Here is a 20,428-nt window from a genome sequence, read left to right as displayed (position 1 = left end):
CTTCGGGGTGCTGGGGGGAGGTCAGGCGGAGGCGCGCGCGGCGTAGTCGTCGGCCGCGGCGGCGACGCGGTTGTTGTAGTCAACGGAGGAGTTGTAGGCGCCGATCGCCGCGATCCACGCAGACGGCTCGGTGAGGTCGCCGCCCACGTCGCACAAGTGCTCCGCAGCGGTGAGGGCGGCGTCGTCGAGGTCGTGGATGTCGGTGCGGCCGTCGCGGTCCCCGTCTCGGGCGGTCGACGCCCAGGTCGACGGGATGAACTGCATCGGTCCGACGGCGCGATCCCAGGTGCCGTCGCCGTCGAGCGCGCCGCCGTCGGTGTCGGCCACGGCGTCGACGCCGCGACCGTCGAGCGGAACGCCGACGACGGGCGGCGACGCGACACCGTCGCCGTCGAGGGCGCCGCCGCCGAGGGTGCCGTGTCCCGACTCGACGAGGCCGATCGCGGCGAGGGTGTTCCAGCCGAGGCCGCACCCGGGATGGGTCTGTTCGGCATCCAGCGCGGCGCCGGCGTAGGCGGCGAGCGCGCGGGGCGGGATGTCCGTCGCGACGGAGGTGCGGGCCAGCCATGCCGGGTCGGCGAGGTCCGCGACGGGTGTCGCCGCCTGCGCGTCGTGCCGCCGTTCCGGCACCGGTTGCGCCGTGTCGGTCGGGGCGCTCCGCTCGGGAGTCGGCGCGGCCGCCTGCTGCGGGGCGGGGAGGAGAGCCGCGGCCACGAGCGCACCTGCGCCGAGGGCAGCGAGCAGCGCGGTGGCGGAGGGCAGCAGCCAGCCCGTGCGGCCGCGGTGGCCGGCGTTCATGCGCGCGCCTCCGCCGGCACAGGGGCGTCGTCCGCTCCCGGTGCGAGCGCGTCCTCGGTGTGCGCATCCGCACGTCGCCGGGCGAGGCGCCTGCCGAGCAGGCCGCGCGGCGCGAGGAACCAGGCGAGCAGGAACCCGCCCGTGAGCACGAGCACGATCGTGCCGCCGGTGGGCACCTCCCACGCCCACGAGAGGTAGAGACCGACGAGCGCGCCGAGTCCGCCGATCACGGGGGAGAGCAGCATCATGACGCCGAGCCGGTCGGTGAGCAGCCGCGCGGTCGCGGGAGGGGTGATGAGCAGGGCCAGCACGAGGATGTTGCCGATCGTCTGCACGCTGATCACCACGGCGAGGGTGACGAGCACGTAGAGCACCAGATCCAGCGCGAACACGGGCAGCCCCATCGCACGCGCCGACTCCCGGTCGAGGCTCACGGCGACGAGTTCCTTGTGCACGGCGGAGAGCACGAGCAGCACGAGCAGGCCCATGCCGCCCACCACGAGCAGGTCGCTGTCGGGGATGCCGGTGATCGACCCGAACAGGAACTGCTGCAGGCTGCCGGCGTACCCGGGCGCCTGCGCGAGGATCACGATGCCGAGCGCGAAGCTGCCGACGAAGAACACCCCGATGACGGAGTCCTCTTTCACGCGACGGTTCTGCGCGAACACGGCGACGAGCACGGCCGTGAGCACCCCCGCGATCGTGCCGCCGAGCACGAGGTTGCCCGAGACGACGAACGCGATCGCGAGCCCGGGGAAGACGGAGTGCGCGACGGCGTCGCCGATGAACGCCATGCCGCGCAGCACCACGAAGGTGCCCACCACGCCGCACACGATCGACGACATGACGGCGACCGCGAGGGCCTTGCCGAGGAACGCCAGGTCGGGGTCGAGGAGGTCGGAGAGGAAGTCGAGCGGACTCATCACGCCGCCTCGAGGATGCGCAGCAGTGCGGAGTCGCGGCCGACGCTGAAGGCGGCCATCCACGCGGCGGGATCGCCGGCGAGCTGTGCGGGCGTCCCGCAGGCGATGACGGTGCGGTTGAGCAGCACGATGCGGTCGCAGGAGTGCAGCGCCGACGGCAGGTCGTGCGTCGTCATGAGCACGGCCCGGCCTTCGCGGGCGAGGTCGACGAAGAGGGCGGAGAGCAGGTCCTGCGTGGGCATGTCCAATCCCGTGAAGGGCTCGTCGAGCAGCAGCACGGCGGGACGCAGCACGAGCGCCCGGGCGACGAGCACGCGCTGCCGCTGCCCCCCGGAGAGCCGACCGATGGGGCGGTCGGCGAGGTCGGTCATCCGCACCCGGTCGAGCGCGTCCGCGACCGCCTCCCACTCGGCCACGCCGGGTCGGCGCCGCAGTCCGAGTCGACCCGTGAGCCCGGAGAGCACGGTGTGGGCGACCGAGATCGGGAAGTCCCAGGCGATGTCGTGCCGCTGTGGCACGTATCCGATCGCGGCGCTCCCGGCCCGGCTGGAGTCGCCGTCGATGCGCACGCTGCCGGATGCGGCGGGCACCAGTCCGAGGATGGTGCGCAGCAGGGTGGTCTTGCCGGCGCCGTTCGGGCCGATGAGACCGACGAGTTCGCCCCGGCGCACCTCGAGCCGCACGTCGTGCAGCACCCGCCGGCCGCCGAGCTCGACCCCGGTCGCCTCGACCGTGAGCGCGGCGGTCATCCGGCCGACTCCTCACCACGGTCCGCGAGCACCGCGCGCTTGGCGCGGTTGCCGCGCACGACGGCGACGACGATGCCCGCGACGAGAGCGAGCGCGACGACCGCGATCGCCCCGAGCAGGATCGGCACGAGCGGATCGCTGCCGGCCTCGGCCGGGACCGCGGCGGGCTCGGTCGCGGCCCGCGGGTCGGCGTCCGCCGCTGCCGCCGCGCCCGTGCCGCCCCACGTCGCCGCGAAGGCGTCGACGGGCGGGGTGGACGAGCCGACGGCGAACCGTACGACCTGCGTGTCGGAGACGGTGGACCCGTCGACGAGGTCCGCCTCGGCGGTCAGCTCGAGCAGGTAGACGCCCGGCTGCGTGAACACCCAGTTGGCGTGGGTGTGCGTGTTGACGTCGACCCATGCCGCCTGCGGCTCGGTCACACGCGAGTCCCACAGCACCTGCGGTTCGCCGAACGAGCCGGACTGCAGGTAGACCGTCACGGTGCCCGGTCCCTCCGCGCCGGTGAGCGACAGGGTGATGCCGCGGTCGATGCTCTGCATGACCTCCGGGTCCTGCGTGTTCCAGCCGAGCCAGACGACGTCGGGGTTCTGCGTCTGCGGCACCACCCACACCGGCGAACCCGGTTCGGCGCCGAGGAACGCGTAGGCGGGGTCGTCGGGCACCGTGAGCTGCGATGCGTCGTTCACGTGCAGCACCGTCTCGTCGGGGTAGCGCCACACGCTCGTCGCGTTCGCATCGGCCTTGGCGACGTCGTCGTGGATGAGGAACCTCCACTCGCCGTCGACGAACTTCGGGCCCATGTCGACGTGGCCGACGTCGAGCACGCGCTCGCCGCCCACCACCGCCATGTTCTCGTCGAGGGTCTGATCGAGGTCGGTGCCGGTCGCGGATGCGGCGGTCGGCGCGAGCAGCGACGCCGCGGCGAGCAGCAGGGCGGCGGCGGGCAGGGCGCGGGTGAGGAAACGGGTGCGGGTCATCGTGCTTCCGGGTCGGTGCTGGTGCTGTGAACAGGGGTGAGGCAGTCGTGCAGGCTCTCCGCGTTGAACCGCATGAGCTCGATGTAGGAGCCGACGGTGCCGTCGAGGGTGTCGCCGTAGAGCGGGCACACGGCGATGCCGAGTCCCCGGGCGATGTCGGCGAGGGTCGAGGTGCGGCCGGCGCGGTGCGGTTCGAGGAAGACCGCGGGCACCTCGAGGGTGCGGATCGTCTCGGCGAGCTTGCGCCGGTCGGCGAGCGACGCCTCGACGGACGGGGTCGGGGTCACGGTGCCGGCGACCCGCAACCCGTACGCGTCCGCGAGGTAGCCGAACGCGGCGTGGGTGGTGACCACGTCGCGGTGCTCCTCGGGGATGTCGGCGAGGCGCTCGCGCACGTCGTCGTCGAGCTCGGTGAGTTCGGCGAGGTACGCGTCGGCGTTCGCGCGGTACTCCCGCGCGTGCTCGGGGTCGGCGTCGACGAGGGTGTCGCGGATCAGCTGCGTGTACGCCATCGCGTTGCGCACGTTCTGCAGCAGGTGCGGATCGATCTCGCCGTGCACGTTGCGCCCCAGCACCGCCTGCGGCAACTGGTAGAGCCGCGACCCCGGCGCCCCCAGGAAGGCGAACTGGCGGCCGTCCGGTACCTCGTCGAGGGCGCGGGAGGGCACGGCGATGACGACCTCGTCGGGCGCGAAGGGCATCCCCCCGCCGTGGCTGTGGCCGTGCGCATCCGCCGCCGTGGCGCTGCGCGTCGTGCCGCCCTGCGCGTCGTAGCGCACCTCGAGACGTCCGCCGTCGAGGTCGACGGTGAGGTCGGCGTGGCCGGAGTCGAGCACGGCCGCGTCGGGGCGTTGTGCGCGCGCCGGGTCGACGCCAACGGCGAAGACGAAGCGCGCCTCATCCACCGGCACCGGGCGTGCGCTCTGCCCGGCCTGCACGCGCGCCTGCGCGTCGAGCGTGTAGACGCCCGGTTCGGTGAACGCCCAGGAGAGGTGCGTGTGGGCGTCGAGCGGCAGCGTCATCGTGTCGTCGAGGTAGCCGCCCGCCGCGTCGAAGCCGTCGCTCGAGTCGAGGTAGACGTCGGTGTCGCCGAACGTGCCGGTCAGGTAGGCGAACACGTCGCCCGGCCCGTCGACGGCGGTGACGGTGAACAGCACCTCCGACGACGGGTCGGCCCCGTAGGCCGCGCCGGCACCCTGGGCGCGCACCCCGAGCCAGATCGTGTCGAGGTTCGCGTTCTCGATCAGGGGGATGAGCTCGGCCGCGTACTTCGCGGACTCCTCCGCGAGCGAGACGTGCGTCGCCTGCGGTCGCAGATTCGCCTCGAGCGTGCGGATGACGCCCCGCGGCTCCTGCAGGGCGTAGTTGCTGAACGCCACGTCGGCGTGCGCCGCGTCCGCCGCGTCGCGCAGGGTCGGCTCGTAGCCGTGGGGGTCGGCGCCGTCGGGCACGAGCGCGACGGCGCGCACGAGGTCGCCGCCGACGTTGCGCACGAGGTCGGCGAGCAGTCCCGTCGTCGTGACCACCTGCAGCCGTCCGTCGTCGGGGGTGAGGGCGGCCGGGCTCGCGCAGCCGGCGAGCAGCAGGGCACCCGCCGCCGCGACGGCGATCCGGCGGGTCACCTCGCGGCCCGTCGGCTCACGCCCGACCGGGTCGCGCTCGACCGGGTCCACCAGAGCGCACCGGTGAACACCGCGCCCGCGAGCAGCAGCGCGCCGAGCACGCTCAGCAGCAGCGGCACCGGGGCGCCGCTCGTGAGCGCGGCGAACGGGGCGGCGACCGGGTCGTCGCCCTCGCGCTCGATGCGCACCGGGCGGGCGTCGGCGCTCGCCGCATCCGCCGACACCTGCGACGCCGACCGCAGCGTGCCGGCCTTCTCGTGGGGGAGGGAGAGCGGGCGGGAGACGGCGCCGCACGCGGTGCCGGCGGCGGCCGAGGCGGGGTCGACGGCGCCGACGGCGACGGTGACGGTACTCGTGTCGCTCGTGCGGCGCCCGTCGGACAGGGTGACCGCCTGCGTCATCGTGAGCCGGTAGACGCCCTCCGTGCTGAACGCCCAGTTGGCGTGCGCGTGCACGCCGAGCGGGATCTCGTAGCGGCCGCCGCCGTCGAACACCATCGTCTGCACACCGCCGAACGCGCCCGTGAGGTACACCTTGACCGAGCCCGGTCCCTGCACGCGGTCGAGCGACCACGAGACGGTGCCGCGGGCGTTGCCGGAGTTGAGCGACTCGGTGTTCCAGCCGAGCCAGATGAGCGCCGGGTTCTGCGACTGGGGTACCTGCCACACGGTGGATCCGGCCGGTCCGACGGCACCGTAACCGCCGGGAAGGGTGAGTCGGGCATCCGGTTTGAGCCAGAGGATGACGCCCTCCGGATCGCGGTACACCTTCGTGCCCGAGGTGTCGTCGCCGATGAGGGAGCGCAGCCCGCCGTCGACGATCCGGGAGGCGTAGTCGATGTGACCGGCGGAGAGGATCGTGGCGCTCGCCGTGCACTGTGCGGCGGGCACCTCGCGCACCGGAGCCGTCGCGTCCGGCGTTTGCGGGGCGGGCCCCGGCGCGGGCGGCGGGGGAGTCGATCCGGGATCGCCACCGACGCGATCGGCGCAATCCGCGGGGTCGAGGCCCATGACGTCGGCCGTGCCGACGGCGACGGCGAGGGTGAAGTCGTCCCGCACCACGGCGCCGGAAGGCAGAGTCGCGGCTCGCTGGAAGGCGAGGCAGTAGTCGCCCTCGGCGGTGAACGACCACGCGCCGTGCGCGTGGGTCGCCTGCGGGATGGCGAAGCCGTCGGCGGCCGTGATGCCGTCGCGGGTGGAGAACAGCACGTCGACCGCGCCCAGTTGCGCCGAGGGCTGGTAGAGCAGGAAATCGCCCGGTCCGTCGGCCCCCGTGAGCGCCCAGCTGACCCCGCCCGCCAGGGAGCCGGCCGGGATCGCCTCCGTCGACCAGCCGGGCCACAACAGACCCGGCTGCTGGATGTGGGAGAGCTGCCAGAGGTCGGCACCCGGCACCCCGAGGAACGAGAACGCCGGCAGGTCGGGCACGGTGGTCCGCGAGCCGGGCAGCAGTTGCAGCACCGTCGCGTCCGGGTCGCGCCAGGTCGGGGTGGACGACTCGGTCGTGTCCTTCACGCGGGTGACGAGCGCGCCGCCGTCGACGAGTGCGGCGACGTCGACGTGCCCGTCGTTGAGCACGGTGGCACCGGCGGCGTTGACCGCGCCGTTCGGCACGTCCCAGACGGGGTCCGTCGGTTCCTCGACCGGCGGCTCCTCCGCGGTGCAGTCGGCCGGGTCGATGCCGTCCACGTCCACATCGCCGACCGCGATCGTGAGGGGGAAGGCGTCGGTCGTGGTCGTCCCGCCGGTCGGGGTGACCGAGCGGGTGAACGAGAGGCAGTAGACGCCCTCGGCGGTGAACGCCCACGGCCCCGCCGCCGTCGTGCCGGCGGGGATCGGGAACGCATCGGTGTCGTCGACACCGTCGCGGGTCGAGAAGAGGGGTTCGGTGCTCGCCGGCTGCGCCGTCAGCACGACGTCACCGGCACCCTCGGCGGCCTCGAGCGTCCAGAGCACGTCCTCGTGGGCGGTCGCGCCCGCGATGCTCCAGCCCAGGGTGGGGGCGTCGACGGTCGGCTCCGACGGCAGGGTCCAGATCGGCGTCCCCGGATCCCCGAGGTGCGGCTGCTCGGCGCCGACGGTCGTGGCGGTGCTCGGCGGAGCGTGCACGATGACGTTCTCGGGCGCCCAGTGTCGTGCATCCGTGGTCTCGACCCGGGTCGAGAGGTGGCCGCCCTCGAGAGTGGACGCGAGGGTGAGAGTGCCGCCGTTCAGCACGACGGCCCCGTGGGCGTTCACGTCGGGCAGCCCGACCGCGTGCACCGGGGCGGACGCGCCCGCCCCGACGACGAGAGCGGCGGCGATCGTCGCGGCGGCGCGGGATGACAGGGCACGGCGTCGACCCTCGGACATGGCGGACTCTCTACTGCAAGCACGGCGGCACGCCGTATTGAAAACGATTGTCGTTAACAACTAGCGCGCTTCGTGAACCGCTGTCAATTCGGAATGGCGCACAGGCGAGAATCGTTATCAGGTAAGGCGACCCTCAATTGGGTAGGCTGTGACGACGCCAGAGGGAGGGCACCGATGACGGATCTCGTCGACACGACCGAGATGTACCTGCGCACGATCCTCGATCTCGAGGAGGAGAACATCGTTCCGCTGCGCGCCCGTATCTCGGAGCGTCTCGGGCACTCGGGCCCGACCGTGTCGCAGACCGTCGGCCGCATGGAGCGTGACGGCCTCGTCGTCGTCGAAGGCGACCGCCACCTGGCCCTCACCGAGGACGGTCGCCGCAAGGCGACCCACGTGATGCGCAAGCACCGCCTCGCGGAGCGCCTCCTCGCCGACGTGATCGGCCTCGACTGGGCGTACGTGCACGAAGAGGCGTGTCGCTGGGAGCACGTGATGAGCGAGCAGGTCGAGCGCCGCCTGCTCGAGATGCTGAACCACCCCACCGAGTCGCCGTACGGCAACCCCATCCCGGGCCTCGACGAGCTCGGCGACAGCCCCACCCCGCGCTTCATGGACGGTGTCATCAGCCTCACCCGGGTGGTGGCCCAGTCGCCCGACGGAGCCGTCGGCGTCATCCGCCGCCTCGGTGAGCCGGTGCAGTTCGACCCCGAGCTGCTGCAGCAGCTGCAGGATGCGGGCGTCAAGCCGGGCGCGACCGCCCGCGTCTCCGCCGCCGGCACCTACGTGCTCGTGCAGGTCGACGGCGTCGAGTCCGGGCTCGAGCTGCCCGTCGAGGTCGCGACGCACATCTACCTCGCCGCCTGAGCGTCGGCGCCGGTCACGGCGCTCGCCGGGTCCTTCCGTCGCCGCGTCGCGCCCGAGTTCCCGTCGCGAATTGCGGGTGCGGACGCGTTTCACCCGCACTATGGGACGGGAAGTCGCTCGAGCTCGCGCGACCCGGCAGGATTCCGCGGGATTCCGGGACTTTCGGCCCTGCCGCATCCCGGATCGCCTGTCCTCCTCAAGGAGGACCGACGCCCCGTTCGGGGGTCAATCGGGGTACGGGCGTGACAATTTCGTTACCTTCACGTAGCGTGGGGGAGTCCTACAGGCCAGCACACGGCCGACAGGACCGGGTCCGGGATGCCTCATCCGCTCATCTCCCGGGTCGCGACGTGAACTCGACACGATTGGATGGGGTGGCTCCCTAGAGCTGCTGAGGCCTGGAGACTCCCTCTTGACCCGAGCCATGGAACCGCGCCGACCGGCGGGCGACCTGAAGAAGACCACCCCCGTGACCGCGAAGTCCACCCGCAAGGGCGTCGCCAAGAACGTGGCCGTGATGACCCTGGCCACCGGCCTGGTCGCCACGCTGGCCCTCCCGGCCTACGCGTTCAGCACCACCACGACGGCGAACGCCGAATCGGATGCCGCGGCCGCCGAGTTCCGCGAGTCGAACTCGCAGAACGTGATCGTGCCGGCCGACGCCGCCGCGAACGTCGCCACCCGCGACAACTTCACCGCGACCACCCCGGAGGAGCTCGCCGCGGCGCGCGCCGCCGAACAGGCCCGCCAGATCGCCGCCCAGCGCGAGCAGCAGCGCACGCAGCTCGCCTCCTACAGCGGACCCGGCGCATCCGACTTCCTCGCGAACCCGCCCTACCCGAGCTTCGACGGCAACCAGGTCGTCAACGTCGCCCGCCAGTACCTCGGCGTCCCCTACGTCTACGGCGGCGCGACCCCGGCCGGCTTCGACTGCTCCGGCCTCACGATGTACGTGTACGCGCAGTTCGGCATCTCGCTGCCGCACTCCTCGGCCCGCCAGGGAGCCAACGGCACGAAGATCGCGCCGGCCGACGCGCTTCCGGGCGACCTCGTCATCACGGACGGCGGCGGACACGTCGGCATCTACACCGGCAACGGCAACTTCATCGACGCCCCCATGCCGGGCCGCGTCGTGAACGAGCGTCCGATCTACACGTCGAACCACTACTTCGTGCGGTACGGCATCTGACGTACTGAACTGCAGAAGCGGCGCATCCGAGTGATCGGGTGCGCCGCTTCTTGTTGTGCCCGGGCGGGAGGTGTCCGGCACTGAGAGCGGACTTCTTCCGCGACACCCCAGTCGTCGCGCCCTCGTAACGGCGCGTCGCTCAGGATGTCCGCGCTCAATGCCGCCCTCCACGGAAACCCGAGCGGAACGCCGCCCCGGGCATCCGCTCGCTGAACGGCAGGTGAACCGGCGCGCCTGTGGTATGGCGTGCCGCGGATGTGGTTTACCCTGGTGCTCTCGGAAACTCGAGACCAGGGAGAGCCGGATGCTCAGAGAGCGCAACATCCAACCCGTGGATGCGCGCGTTCTGTTCCACATACGGCACTGCATTCTCGCGAGTGTGCACCAGCACGCTCGTGACCTCTGAGGCGCTGTCGTTCGCGACGGCGCCTTTTTGTTTGCCTCCCGGGTACGGCGGTTCCGCTTGCACCACCCCGGTTCGAATGTCTGGAAGCCGTCCAGGCCCTTTCGAGAGGCTGACCATGCGCACACTCGTCCTCAACGCGGGCTACGAGCCCCTCGCGGTCGTGTCGTTCAAGCGAGCACTCGTGCTCGTGATGAACGGCAAGGCGTCGATCGTCGCCCAGGATTCCGAGCACCCCGTGTTCGGCACCTCGGGCAGCTGGGACCGCCCGTCGGTCATCGTGCTGAGACGCTACGTGCGCATCCAGAACGGGCGGGCCGTGCCGGTCTCGCGCCGCGGCGTGCTGCGCCGCGACAGCAACCGGTGCGCGTACTGCGGGGCCTCCGCGACCACCATCGACCACGTGCAGCCGCGCTCGCGCGGGGGAGCGGACAGCTGGGAGAACCTGGTCGCCTGCTGCCTCAAGTGCAACAACATCAAGAGCGACCGCACCCCGCAGGAGATGGGCTGGACGCTGCGGATCAAGCCGCGCGCCCCGCACGGCGCCTACTGGCTGGTGCGCGGGGTCGAGCGCGCGCAACCGCAGTGGGAGGAGTTCCTCGCGCCTGCCGCGTGAGGTGCTCGCTGGTCGAGTAGGCGCGGCGAAGCCCGCCGCATCGGGCGCGTGCGAATCACTGAGCGGGTGTCGGACTGCTTTCGGCGATCTGGCCGAGCGCGGCGAGGTGCGATTCGAGAGCGGTGCGCCCCTCCGCGGTCAGTGCGAGCCACGTGAGTCGGCGAGCGTCCGCCCGAGCGGGCGACCTCTCCTTGCGTACCGTGAGCAGGCCGGCATCGCCGAGCACCTTGGTGTTCTTCGACAGGGTCGCATCCGTCACCTGCAGGGCATCCCGCACGACGGCGAATTCCAGTTCGTCGACGCGGCGCAGCAGGGCACAGATCCGCAGGCGGATGGGCGCGTGGATGACCTCGTTGAACGCGGGGGCGACGGGTGACGTCATGCGCGGTGTGCGAGCTCGTCGCGGAGCGCTCCGTCGTAGCGGCGGCCGAGGACGACGGTCATGGCGAACGCAAGGGTGGTCGGTGCCAGCGCCCACCAGGTGGGCAGCGCTCCGAGTCGGATGGTCAGCGAGGCGGCCATTGCCGCGATCACCATCGCCAGGGCGAGGTGCAACAGGCGGCGGCTGCGCGGACCGGCAGGCTGGCTGACGGCGACTCCGTAGCGCCGGCTGTAGGTGGTCGTGAGCACTGGGAGCGCCGCGATTCCGACCGCGACCAGCACGATCGCCACGGGCATCGGCAGCGCCTGGGCCCCGGTGAGCAGTGCCACGACCGCGCCGAGCGCGGGGTGATACCACCACGGGGTGACGACGTGCTGCGCGAGGCGGGCGCCGTCGGCGTCGAGGCTCGAGAGAGCGGCGCGCGCGTCGGCCGGCGACGGCTGCCCGTGCTCGAAGTCGTTTTCCATGTGGGAAAGCATATGACTTTCTCAGTTGGAAAGCGACGCGATCGCGACACAGATCGGCGCAGACCGCAGCGAGCCAGGTCGGATGCGCTACCGCGCGCCGCCGAACTTCTCGATCGGCGTGCGCTGGCCGGCCCGGAATGCGCCGACGCCCTGGTCGAAGCCGACGGATGACCCCTGGTACAGCGCGGACCGGTCCGCGGCGACGAAGATGGTGCCGCCACCGCGGATCGCGCGGATGACCGCCACACCGTCATCGACGGGGATGACGTGGATCGGCTCGGTGAGCTGCTGGCCCGCGCCTTCCGCGATGCGCCGGAACAGGTCCTCGCCCCACTGCGCGAGCTCCTGCTGGGCGACGGGCAGCGACGTGCGGTCGACGGGCACCGCGGGCGGGATGGGCCGCCCCTCTGCGTCGGGCATCCGCAGGAACCCGCGGAGCTTCGGTGCGCCGGCGAGCTGCGCGATGAGCGCGATGTGCTCGTACAGCCCGCCGAGCTGCAGGTTCTGCGGTGCCGGCGGCCCGCCGAGCGCGAGGAGCGGAACGAATCCGTAGCACTGCTCGAAGTGCGGCACCCCGTCGCTCGCGACCTTCGCCGGGTACGGCTGCCACTCCCACGTCGCGTCGCGCGCGATCGGATCCGACACGAGCGCGGCGAGCCGCGGGAAGGTCAGGTTCTGCGCCACGTCCATCACGCCCCATCGGAACTTGACCACGAGCACCATGCCGTTCGCCCAGGCGATCACGTCGGCCAGGGCGGTCGTGAACAGGACGACGGACCCGGCGGGCAGCCCGATGCCCGCGAGCATCTGGTCCGCGCGAGCCGGATCGACGAAGCGGAAGAAACCGTCACCGACGTACCCGGAGCCGTGCTCGCGCCACGCGGCGACGATCTCCGGGGGCACCGAGGCGGCGTAGCGGTCGATCGTCGTCGCGTCGATGGGAGCGACGGGGGTGAACTGCGCGAAAGCGGTCATGTGCTCATCTTCCCGTCGCGTACCTGTCGAACGCGATGGGGAGTGGTTACCATGCGACGCATGGCCAGCGACGCGCCCGCGAAGTACGACATCAAGAAGGCGCACAAGCGTCTGTACGCGCCGAGCGCGAAGGGCTTCGAGGTCGTCGAGGTGCCGGAGCTGAGCTACCTGGCGGTGGACGGCCACGGCGACCCCAACACGTCGAGTGGATATGCGGATGCGGTCGAGGCGCTGTACTCGGTGTCGTACGGGATCAAGTTCGCGAGCAAGCGGGAGCTCGACCGCGACTTCGTGGTCGGTCCGCTCGAGGGGCTGTGGTGGGCGGAGGACATGTCCACCTTCCTCACCCGCGACAAGAGCGCCTGGGACTGGACCATGCTCATCGTCCAGCCCGACTGGATCACCGCCGAGATGGTGCACACCGCGATCGAGAAGGCGGAGGGGAAGAAGCAGCTGCCGCCCGTCGAGCTCCGCCGCATCTCGGAGGGTACGAGCGCGCAGATCCTGCACATCGGTGCCTACGACGACGAGGGCCCGACTCTCGACCGGTTGCACCACGAGTACCTGCCGCAGCACGGGCTGACGTTCAACGGGCACCACCACGAGATCTACCTGAGCGACCCGCGGCGCACCGCGCCGGAGAAGCTCAAGACGGTGCTGCGCCAGCCGGTCAGGCCGGCGTAGCAGGTGTGCCCTTCGACAGGCTCCGGGCACGGGATCTTCGGCAGGCACGCTCGCTGAGCCTGTCGAAGCGAGCCCGTCGAAGCGAGCCGGTCGAAGCGCCCACGGAATCTCGCTACGGCGACTTTCCGCGTTTACTCGATCAGCGATACCGCGGCTACGGGTGGTCGGCGGGGCGGGGCAGCGTGCCCTTGGCGATGAGCCGCTCGTACACGCCCTCGAACGACTCGGCCATCTGGTCGAGCTGCCCGGGCGTCAGGGTATCGAGGAACACCGACCGCACGAAGGCGATGTGACTCGGCGAGACGTCCGCGAGCAGCCGGCGTCCCGCATTTGTCAGCACCACGTCCGTCGCCCGGCGATCGGTGCTGCTCGGTCGCATCTCGAGCAGGTCGCGCCCGGCCATCCGCTGCACGTGGTGCGAGACGCGGCTGCGCTCTGCGCCGATGCGGGTGGCGAGGTCGGAGACGGTGAGGGTGCCGTGCTCGTCGCTCACGAGGGCGACGAGCACGTCGTAGTCGGCGAGGGAGATGCCGTGGTCGGCGCGCAGTTGCCGGTTCATCTCGTAACGCAGCCGCAGGTGCACCTTCATGTAGGCGTACCAGGCGCGGACCTCGCGGTCATCGAGGAAGGCGTAGGGCGACTCGCTCGAGACGTCGTAGTCGCTCATGTCGTTCCGCCGGCGCCGGGCCCCACCGGTCAGTGGAACAGGACCGTGTAGACCTTGGCGAGCGCGCCGTCGCGCACGAAGCCCATGTCGGCGCCGCGCACGACGGGATCGGCGCCCTCGGGGCCGAACTCCCACGCGAGATAGCCCATGTCCTGGATCTCGTAGGCGTCGCCGGCGGGACGGAACACGAAGCCGGGCGCGCCGTCGAGGATGCTCTGCGCTTTGGCGTTCAGCGCGTCGTGACCCTCCACGCCACCCTCCGCGTCGGCGAAGACCACGTCATCCGTGTAAGTGCGGCGGATCGCGTCGAGCCGCCTGTCAGCATCGCGCTCGCCGAACACCTCGAGCAGATTGGCGCGCATGAGCGCGTCGAGGGAAGCCATGAATCCTCCTGGTCACCGATTGCGTGATTTATCACTCAAAATAGGTGGCACGGCGCCCACACGTCAATGGAGAGCGGAAGGATCGCCCGGCCGGTCGAGGCGCCGCTCGGGGCCCGGCATGCATCAAGGCAGACGGGGGATCACGATCGAGCCTGACTGGTAGACGCGGATGAGCTCGTCGGCGATCTCGGCGGGATGCCTTCTCGGCACTTCGGACCGCCACTGGTCGAGTGCCATCTGCAGCACCGTCATGGTGGTGTGTGCCGTGATGGCGACCCATGGCTCGCTCACCTCGGCGCCCGTCCGCGCCGCGATTGCCTCCTCGAGCAGGCTGCGCTCCTGATGCCACAAGTCCCACAGTCGTGCCCGAGGACCCGTCGACCGGTCGAGGATCGCCCGGAGCACCAGCAACCGCTGCTCCGAAGACTCATCCTGGTCCAGTACCTCGTGCAACGCGTGTCCGAGGGCGATGGCGAGGTCCTCCCGTTGGGGACGCGCGTGCAGGGCGGCGGCGAGGCCGCCGATGCCGGCCATGATCGGAGCGAGAACGATGAGCTCTTTGCTCGGGAAGTAGCGGTACAGGGTCGAGATGCCGACCTCAGCCCCTTCGGCGATCTGCTCCATCGTCGTCTGGTCGTAGCCCTGGTTCTCGAACAGATCGATGGCGATGTCGATGATCGCCTCGCGCGTGCGCTGTGCCTTGATCGTCCGCAGTCCCATAGGTCGAGAGTAGACCGATCGTGGGAACAACGTTGATTTGGTAGTCACTTCCATTTAGGAGTAGCTTCCACATCACCATCATCACCGCACGAAGGAGTGCCGCCCGTGACCGCCGACATCCCCCAGACCATCGCGCCGATCGAAGAGGATTGGTCGACTAAACCGCGAACGCGCATGGGTCGCCTCGTGCCGGCGCTCATGGTGTCCCAGATCGGCAACTACATCGCGCTGCTGACCCCGCTCCAGCTCCTCCTCACACTGCACCTCACGGATTTGCTCGACGGCAGCGACGCGACCTCCGCATTCGGCGTCGTCACCGGGTTCGGCGCGCTGTGCGCGCTACTGTTCAACCCGATCGGCGGCCGCATCAGCGACCTCACGACCGCGCGGTTCGGTCGGCGACGCACGTGGATCCTGTTCGGCGCGCTCGCCGGCGCCGTGGCGCTGGTGGCGATCAGCTTCACCACGGAAGTGTGGCAGGTCGTCGTGCTCTGGTGCGTGATCCAGGCGCTGTTCAACTTCCAGTCCGCAGCGACCACCGCGCTCGTGCCAGACCAGGTGCCACCGCTGCGACGTGGCGGCGTCTCGGGTCTGCTCGGCCTCACGATCGCGATCGGCCCGCTCCTCGGCATCGGCATCGCGAACAGCGTGCAGGCCGGTTCCCCGACTCAGTGGCACGTAATCGCTGCCGTCGCGGCCGTCGCGGGCGTGATCGCGGTGCTGCTCGTGCGCGACCCGCGCCAGCACATCGACCGGGCGGCGAGGCGGCTGGACCTGCGGGCGATCGCGCAGACCTTCTGGATCAACCCGCGTCGACACCCCGCCTTCGGCTGGGCCTGGCTCGTGCGCTTCCTCATCACCTGCGTCTTCGCGAGCGGCACGTACAACGCGTTCTTCCTCATCCAGCGATTCGGCATCAGCACCGCGGATGTCGGCGCCATCGTGCTGGGTCTTTCGCTGCTCTCCGTCGCCCTCCTCGCCGTCTCGAGCGTCGTCGCCGGCTACCTCTCCGACCTCGTCAAGCGGCAGAAGCCGTTCGTGGTCGGCGCGGGACTGCTCGGCGCCACGGGCCTCCTGCTGATGGCGTTCGCGCCCTCTGTCACCGTCGTCTACGTCGCCACCGCCATCATCGGTCTCGCCACCGGCGCGTTCTTCGCGATCGACCTGGCGATGTGCGTTCGCGTGCTCCCGAGCAGCAAGGATGCGGGCAAAGACCTCGCGATCATCAACATCGCCAACTCGCTGCCGCAGTCGGTCGTGCCCTTCCTCGCACCGGTGCTGCTGATGCTGGGCGGCTACACACTCTTCTTCGGCTTCCTCGCGGTTCTCGGCGTGCTCGGGGCCGTGGCCGTGTTGCGCGTGCCCGAGATCGGGCAGGAGCACGGCGCCCCCGGCGTGGCTCCCCTCACGCGCTCCTGACCGAACACCACCGACCCACTCGACCCGACAAGGAAGCACCGTCGTGACCAGCACCCGCACGCCCATACACGAGTTCGCCATCGCCGCGACCGAGCCCGGCATCGCCGACCCGCGCGTCGCCCTCGACGCCGCCCACGATTGGATCCCGGCGATCGTGCCCGGCGGCGTGCACGAATCCCTGCTTGCCGCCGAGCGCATCCCGCACCCCTACCGCGACCGGAACGAGACCGAGATCCGCTGGGTCGAGGAGCGGGACTGGTGGTACCGCGGACGGTTCGCCGCCCCCGTCGACCTCGCCGACGACGAGCGGTTGAGGCTGGTGTTCCACGGTCTCGACACGGTCGTCGACGTTTGGCTCAACGGCGAGAAGCTGGGCTCGCACGAGAACATGTTCCGCCCCGCCGTCTTCGATGTGACGAGCCGGGCGCTCGCCGACAACGAGCTGGCTCTGCGCTTCTCCCCGCCGCTGGCCGGACTCGAGGTGCCCGAGAGCGTCACGGAGATGGGTCGCCGGCTCGGTGACGCGTTCAGCCAGCTCGCGCCGGAGCCGGGGCCGGATGACGCGCCCGCCGAAGGCGAGGGGATGATGTCGGAGAACCTCCCGCTGTCGACACTCCGGCGCAAGGCGACCTTCTCGTGGGGCTGGGACTTCGGCCCGCGTGTGCCGTCGATCGGCATCTGGCGCGCGGTGGAGCTCGTGAGGGAGAAGCGGGCCGTGATCTCCGGGCACCACGTGCGCACGGACCACGTGGACGTCGACGGCGCGCGGGCCGCACTGAGCGTGCTCGTCGAGGTGGACCGGTTCGCCGGGGAGGGACCGCTGCGTGCGGAGGTGACCCTCACGGCGCCCGACGGTCGTGCGAAGCGCGTGCCGCTCGTGATTCCGGCCGGGGAGAGCGAGGCTCGCGCCAGGGTCGAGGTCGACGACGCACGGCTGTGGTGGACGCACGACCTCGGCGACCCCGCGCTCTACGACGTGGCTGTGGTGCTCAGCGCCGACGACATCGAACTGGACCGCGTCACGGACCGTGTCGGGCTCCGCACGGTGAAGATCGAGCAGCCGGCCGACTTCGAGGAGGGGGGTCGGCAGTTCCGCTTCGTGCTCAACGGCGTGCCCCTCTTCGCGCGTGGCGCGGCGTGGCTGCCCGCGAGCATGTTCGTCGGCTCGGTGAGCCCGGAGCGTCACCGCGACCTCGTCGGACTGGCTCGGGACGGCGGCATGAACATGCTGCGCATCTGGGGTGGCGGCATCTACGAACAGGACGCGTTCTACGCCGCCACTGACGAGGCCGGGGTGCTCGTCTGGCACGACTTCATGTTCGCCTGCATCGACTACCCCAGCGAGGACCCGACGCTGCAGCGCGAAGTTGCTGCCGAGGCCGAGTATCAGGTGAAAAGGCTGCGCAATCGCGCGTCCATGGCGCTCTGGAGCGGGAACAACGAGGTGCAGCTCATCCACGGCTTCGCCTGGCAGAACTACGAGCCGGGAGACTGGGGTTACGACTTCTTTTACCGCATCCTCCCCGATGCGGTCGAGCGGTTCGACGGGGGCACGCCCTATTGGCCCGGAAGCCCGTGGGGTGAAGCCCCGGAAGAGGGTTTCATGGCCGTCAACGGTGTGCTCGACGGAGACCGTCACGCGTGGGAGGTGTGGCACGGCTTCGACTTCGGCGCCGGCGGCGGGCCGTTCGAGTCCGTGGGTGAGTCGCGGCACTACCGACGGTACGCGCTCGACAAGGGCAAGTTCATCAGCGAGTTCGGCATCCACGCCGCGCCGGAACTGAGCACGCTGCAGCGGTGGATCCGCCCGGACGACCTGACTGTGCACAGCGAGTCGTTCGACCACCACAATAAGGACAACCCCAAGGACAAGCACGACCCGGTGCTCGAGATCGTCACCGGCCTTCCGGAGACGATCGGCGAGTACGTCGACTTCACCATGGTGTCGCAGGGCGAGGGGCTGAAGTTCGGCATCGAGCACTACCGACGCCGCTTCCCGCACTGCAGCGGCACCCTGGTGTGGCAGTTCAACGACGTCTGGCCGGGGTTCAGCTGGTCGGTGATCGACTACGACCTGGTGCCGAAAGCGGGCTATTACTTCGCCAAGCGCGCCTACTCGCCCGTGCTCGCGAGCTTCCGAGAGTCCGACGACGGCGCGCTTGAGCTGTGGCTGTCGAACAGCGGCAGGCACTCGCGCATCGTGCGTGCCGTCGTCACCCTCGCAAGGTTCGAAGGTGCCGCCGACCGCGTCGAGTCCGTGGAGGAGCACCTTCCCGCCGGCGCATCGCGGGTCGCGTGGCGCGCCCAGCCCGGTAGTTACGAGCGCGGTCCGGACAGGCTTGCCTGGGTGTCGAGTCCCGACGACGCCTTCCCGCCGAACCGGCTGTTCTTCTCCGAGGTGAAGGACACCCACTTCGGCAACGTGACGCTGGAGACCCGGGCCGAGCCTGATGGGCCGGGCGCGGCGACGGTGTCGATCACGGCGCACGGGTACGCCTACCTCGTCCGGGTGCTCTCGCCTGCGCCCGGCGTCCGCCTCAGCGACAACTACTTCGACCTGCGCGATGGCGAGGCGCGGGTGGTGCAGGTGAGCGGTCTCCCCGACGGATTCGACCTCGAGCGACTCGTCGTCGACGTGTACGCCGGTCAACGATGACGATCGCCGTCTCGAGCTTCAGCCTCCGCAGTGAGCTCGGACCCCTTCGGCTGGACTACCGGCAACCGGACGGAAGCACCGCCGAGTTCGTCGTGCCGTATCCGGCCGTGTGGCCGCTCGACGAACTACCTGGTCGTGCGCGCGACGCCTTCGCCGTCGAGGCGGTCGAGATCTGCCAGATCCAGTGGACCGATCCCGATGACGAGCACGTGCAGCGGATGGCCGACGCGTTGGCTTCGGCCGGAGTCGAGCTGCTGACCGTACCGATCGATGTCGGCGATCTCGCCGACCCCGACGACTCGCGTCGACGAGCGGACGTGCAGGCGACGCTCCGCTGGTTCGAGATCGCAGCCACGCTCGGGGCGGGTTTCGTGCGGGTCAACGCGGGGTCGCCGATCGCGGGGACCTCGCGCGACGAGACCGTGCTGGTGGCTACACTGCGGGAGCTCGGCGACCAGGCGGCGTCGCAGGGGATGCGCCTGCTCGTCGAGAACCACGGCGGAATCAGCTCGAGCCCGGCCTATCTGCTCGACCTTCTCGAGGCGGTGGGCACCGACCGACTCGGTCTGCTCCTCGACCTGGGCAACCTGGAGCCGATGGTCGGACTCAGTCAGGCCGCGTTCGCGGGACAGCAGGTGGACGCGTCCACCGTCGACTTCGCCCCGCTCTACGACGCGGTGCGCGAGTTGGCTCCGCATGCGGAGCTCGTGCACGCCAAGTCGTTCGGGCCGCTCACCGCCACCGCGGGGTCGCCGTTCGATGTGACGGCGGCGCTCACCATCGTGCGCGACTCCGGCTACCGCGGCCCCATCACGATCGAGTACGAAGGTGAGGACGGGGACCCGTGGGAGCACACCCGCGCGGCGGTCGAGCTCGTCCGGGGCATGTTCTCCGCCGGGTGGGATGCGCCCGAACCGGGTGTCACACCTGCACGGACTCGCCCACCGCGAGCGTCGTGAGCGGCACGCCGGTGAGCGCTTCGCCGAGGAACATCTCCGCCGACGCGGTGCCGACCGGGCTCAGCATCAGGTCGTGGATCTGGACGGTACGTCGCGGCGCGACCGCCCGCACGAAGTCGATCGCGGCGCCGGTGCGGGTCCACGGTCCGCTCGTCGGCACGAGGAGCGTGTCGACCGGCACGCCGGGAACGAGATAGGCGTCGCCCGGATGCAGCACGGCGCCGTCGACGAGGTACCCGACGTTGTCGATGTTCGGGATGTCGGAGTGGATGAGCTCGTGCGCGTCGCCGTAGACCGCGACGCGGAATCCGGCGGTCTCGAACGCGTCTCCGGCGCTCACAGTGTGCACGCGATCGCCGAACCCGTCGAGCGTCGCGGTCACGGACGCCGGTGCGAACACCTCGAGCTCGAGGCGGGACGTGAGTCCGTCGCGCACGGCGTCGACGTCGAGGTGATCCGGATGCTCGTGCGTGACGAGCACCGCATCCGCCGTGCCGATGAGCTCGCGCGCGTCGGGCGTGTAGGCGCCCGGATCGATCAGCAGAGTACGGCCGTTCTTCTCGAGGGTGATGGTCGCGTGGGTGTGTTTGGTGAGTTGCATGGTCGTCTCCGATCGAT

At 70.7% G+C, this 20,428-nt stretch carries 20 protein-coding genes; 7 read left to right on the top strand and 13 right to left on the bottom strand.

What is annotated here, in order from left to right; genetic code table 11:
• Positions 1-21 precede the first annotated feature (21 nt).
• From CLV46_RS12825 to CLV46_RS12800, 6 genes are read right to left on the bottom strand one after another with little or no spacing between them, the layout of a single operon-like run.
• The gene (locus tag CLV46_RS12825) at positions 22-798 is read right to left on the bottom strand and encodes a lytic transglycosylase domain-containing protein (protein ID WP_100365135.1); all 777 of its coding nucleotides are present in this window, start codon (positions 796-798) and stop codon (positions 22-24) included.
• Positions 795-1,724, bottom strand: coding sequence for an anchored repeat-type ABC transporter permease subunit (locus CLV46_RS12820; RefSeq protein WP_211282200.1), 930 nt, complete (start codon positions 1,722-1,724; stop codon positions 795-797). Before CLV46_RS12820 ends, CLV46_RS12825 begins: the two co-directional genes overlap by 4 nt.
• Complete coding sequence (locus tag CLV46_RS12815) at positions 1,721-2,470, bottom strand: anchored repeat-type ABC transporter ATP-binding subunit (RefSeq protein ID WP_100365133.1); 750 nt, start codon at positions 2,468-2,470, stop codon at positions 1,721-1,723. Before CLV46_RS12815 ends, CLV46_RS12820 begins: the two co-directional genes overlap by 4 nt.
• A complete protein-coding gene (locus CLV46_RS12810) occupies positions 2,467-3,450 on the bottom strand; it encodes a choice-of-anchor M domain-containing protein (RefSeq protein WP_100365132.1) in 984 nt (327 codons plus the stop codon). Before CLV46_RS12810 ends, CLV46_RS12815 begins: the two co-directional genes overlap by 4 nt.
• The gene (locus tag CLV46_RS12805) at positions 3,447-5,123 is read right to left on the bottom strand and encodes an anchored repeat ABC transporter, substrate-binding protein (RefSeq protein WP_211282199.1); all 1,677 of its coding nucleotides are present in this window, start codon (positions 5,121-5,123) and stop codon (positions 3,447-3,449) included. The genes CLV46_RS12810 and CLV46_RS12805 overlap by 4 nt, the downstream gene beginning before the upstream one ends.
• Complete coding sequence (locus CLV46_RS12800; protein WP_100365131.1) at positions 5,069-7,423, bottom strand: TIGR03773 family transporter-associated surface protein; 2,355 nt, start codon at positions 7,421-7,423, stop codon at positions 5,069-5,071. The genes CLV46_RS12805 and CLV46_RS12800 overlap by 55 nt, the downstream gene beginning before the upstream one ends.
• Before the next feature lie 174 nt (positions 7,424-7,597).
• On the opposite strand from CLV46_RS12800, the gene CLV46_RS12795 reads away from it, so the two are divergent.
• The 3 genes from CLV46_RS12795 to CLV46_RS12785 all read left to right on the top strand — a co-directional run bounded on the left by CLV46_RS12795 (position 7,598) and on the right by CLV46_RS12785 (position 10,498).
• Complete coding sequence (locus CLV46_RS12795) at positions 7,598-8,290, top strand: iron-dependent transcriptional repressor DtxR (RefSeq protein WP_100365130.1); 693 nt, start codon at positions 7,598-7,600, stop codon at positions 8,288-8,290.
• A 412-nt stretch (positions 8,291-8,702) separates the two neighbouring features.
• Complete coding sequence (locus tag CLV46_RS12790) at positions 8,703-9,479, top strand: C40 family peptidase (RefSeq protein ID WP_211282198.1); 777 nt, start codon at positions 8,703-8,705, stop codon at positions 9,477-9,479.
• 521 nt (positions 9,480-10,000) lie between these two features.
• On the top strand, positions 10,001-10,498 hold the full coding sequence (locus tag CLV46_RS12785; RefSeq protein ID WP_100365128.1) for an HNH endonuclease: 498 nt from the start codon (positions 10,001-10,003) through the stop codon (positions 10,496-10,498).
• 55 nt (positions 10,499-10,553) lie between these two features.
• Here CLV46_RS12785 and CLV46_RS12780 read toward each other — a convergent pair whose 3' ends face one another.
• From CLV46_RS12780 to CLV46_RS12770, 3 genes are all read right to left on the bottom strand, one after another.
• A complete protein-coding gene (locus CLV46_RS12780; RefSeq protein WP_100365127.1) occupies positions 10,554-10,880 on the bottom strand; it encodes a transcriptional regulator in 327 nt (108 codons plus the stop codon).
• A complete protein-coding gene (locus CLV46_RS12775) occupies positions 10,877-11,347 on the bottom strand; it encodes a hypothetical protein (protein WP_100365126.1) in 471 nt (156 codons plus the stop codon). The genes CLV46_RS12780 and CLV46_RS12775 overlap by 4 nt, the downstream gene beginning before the upstream one ends.
• Positions 11,348-11,434: 87 nt before the next feature.
• The gene (locus CLV46_RS12770) at positions 11,435-12,322 is read right to left on the bottom strand and encodes a T6SS immunity protein Tdi1 domain-containing protein (protein ID WP_100365125.1); all 888 of its coding nucleotides are present in this window, start codon (positions 12,320-12,322) and stop codon (positions 11,435-11,437) included.
• 60 nt (positions 12,323-12,382) lie between these two features.
• Here CLV46_RS12770 and CLV46_RS12765 point away from each other — a divergent pair, with 60 nt between their 5' ends.
• Complete coding sequence (locus CLV46_RS12765) at positions 12,383-13,006, top strand: GyrI-like domain-containing protein (protein ID WP_100365124.1); 624 nt, start codon at positions 12,383-12,385, stop codon at positions 13,004-13,006.
• Positions 13,007-13,160: 154 nt separating this feature from the next.
• Here the strand turns inward: CLV46_RS12765 and CLV46_RS12760 are convergent, their stop codons facing one another.
• The 3 genes from CLV46_RS12760 to CLV46_RS12750 all read right to left on the bottom strand — a co-directional run bounded on the left by CLV46_RS12760 (position 13,161) and on the right by CLV46_RS12750 (position 14,776).
• Positions 13,161-13,673 carry a MarR family winged helix-turn-helix transcriptional regulator gene (locus CLV46_RS12760; protein ID WP_100365123.1) on the bottom strand — a complete coding sequence of 171 codons (513 nt, stop codon included), beginning with the start codon at positions 13,671-13,673 and terminating at the stop codon, positions 13,161-13,163.
• A gap of 29 nt (positions 13,674-13,702) precedes the next feature.
• On the bottom strand, positions 13,703-14,056 hold the full coding sequence (locus CLV46_RS12755) for a nuclear transport factor 2 family protein (protein WP_100365122.1): 354 nt from the start codon (positions 14,054-14,056) through the stop codon (positions 13,703-13,705).
• A 123-nt stretch (positions 14,057-14,179) separates the two neighbouring features.
• Complete coding sequence (locus CLV46_RS12750; protein WP_157802324.1) at positions 14,180-14,776, bottom strand: TetR/AcrR family transcriptional regulator; 597 nt, start codon at positions 14,774-14,776, stop codon at positions 14,180-14,182.
• A 105-nt stretch (positions 14,777-14,881) separates the two neighbouring features.
• Here CLV46_RS12750 and CLV46_RS12745 point away from each other — a divergent pair, with 105 nt between their 5' ends.
• The 3 genes from CLV46_RS12745 to CLV46_RS12735 are packed head-to-tail and all read left to right on the top strand — an operon-like array spanning position 14,882 to position 19,810.
• On the top strand, positions 14,882-16,195 hold the full coding sequence (locus tag CLV46_RS12745) for an MFS transporter (RefSeq protein ID WP_211282197.1): 1,314 nt from the start codon (positions 14,882-14,884) through the stop codon (positions 16,193-16,195).
• A gap of 43 nt (positions 16,196-16,238) precedes the next feature.
• Positions 16,239-18,851 (top strand): glycoside hydrolase family 2 protein, encoded by a 2,613-nt coding sequence (locus tag CLV46_RS12740; RefSeq protein WP_211282196.1) that lies wholly within the window; start codon positions 16,239-16,241, stop codon positions 18,849-18,851.
• Positions 18,848-19,810, top strand: a complete 963-nt coding sequence (locus tag CLV46_RS12735; RefSeq protein WP_100365119.1) for a sugar phosphate isomerase/epimerase family protein — start codon at positions 18,848-18,850, stop codon at positions 19,808-19,810. The genes CLV46_RS12740 and CLV46_RS12735 overlap by 4 nt, the downstream gene beginning before the upstream one ends.
• On the opposite strand, the gene CLV46_RS12730 is transcribed toward CLV46_RS12735, so the two are convergent.
• On the bottom strand, positions 19,773-20,411 hold the full coding sequence (locus CLV46_RS12730) for an MBL fold metallo-hydrolase (protein WP_100365118.1): 639 nt from the start codon (positions 20,409-20,411) through the stop codon (positions 19,773-19,775). The genes CLV46_RS12735 and CLV46_RS12730 overlap by 38 nt on opposite strands.
• Between the last annotated feature and the right edge of the window lie 17 nt (positions 20,412-20,428).

The sequence above is a fragment of the Diaminobutyricimonas aerilata genome (assembly GCF_002797715.1).
Taxonomy (GTDB): domain Bacteria; phylum Actinomycetota; class Actinomycetes; order Actinomycetales; family Microbacteriaceae; genus Diaminobutyricimonas; species Diaminobutyricimonas aerilata.
Note: the sequence above shows the minus strand (reverse complement) of the source record. Positions and strands in the feature narration are given on the sequence as shown.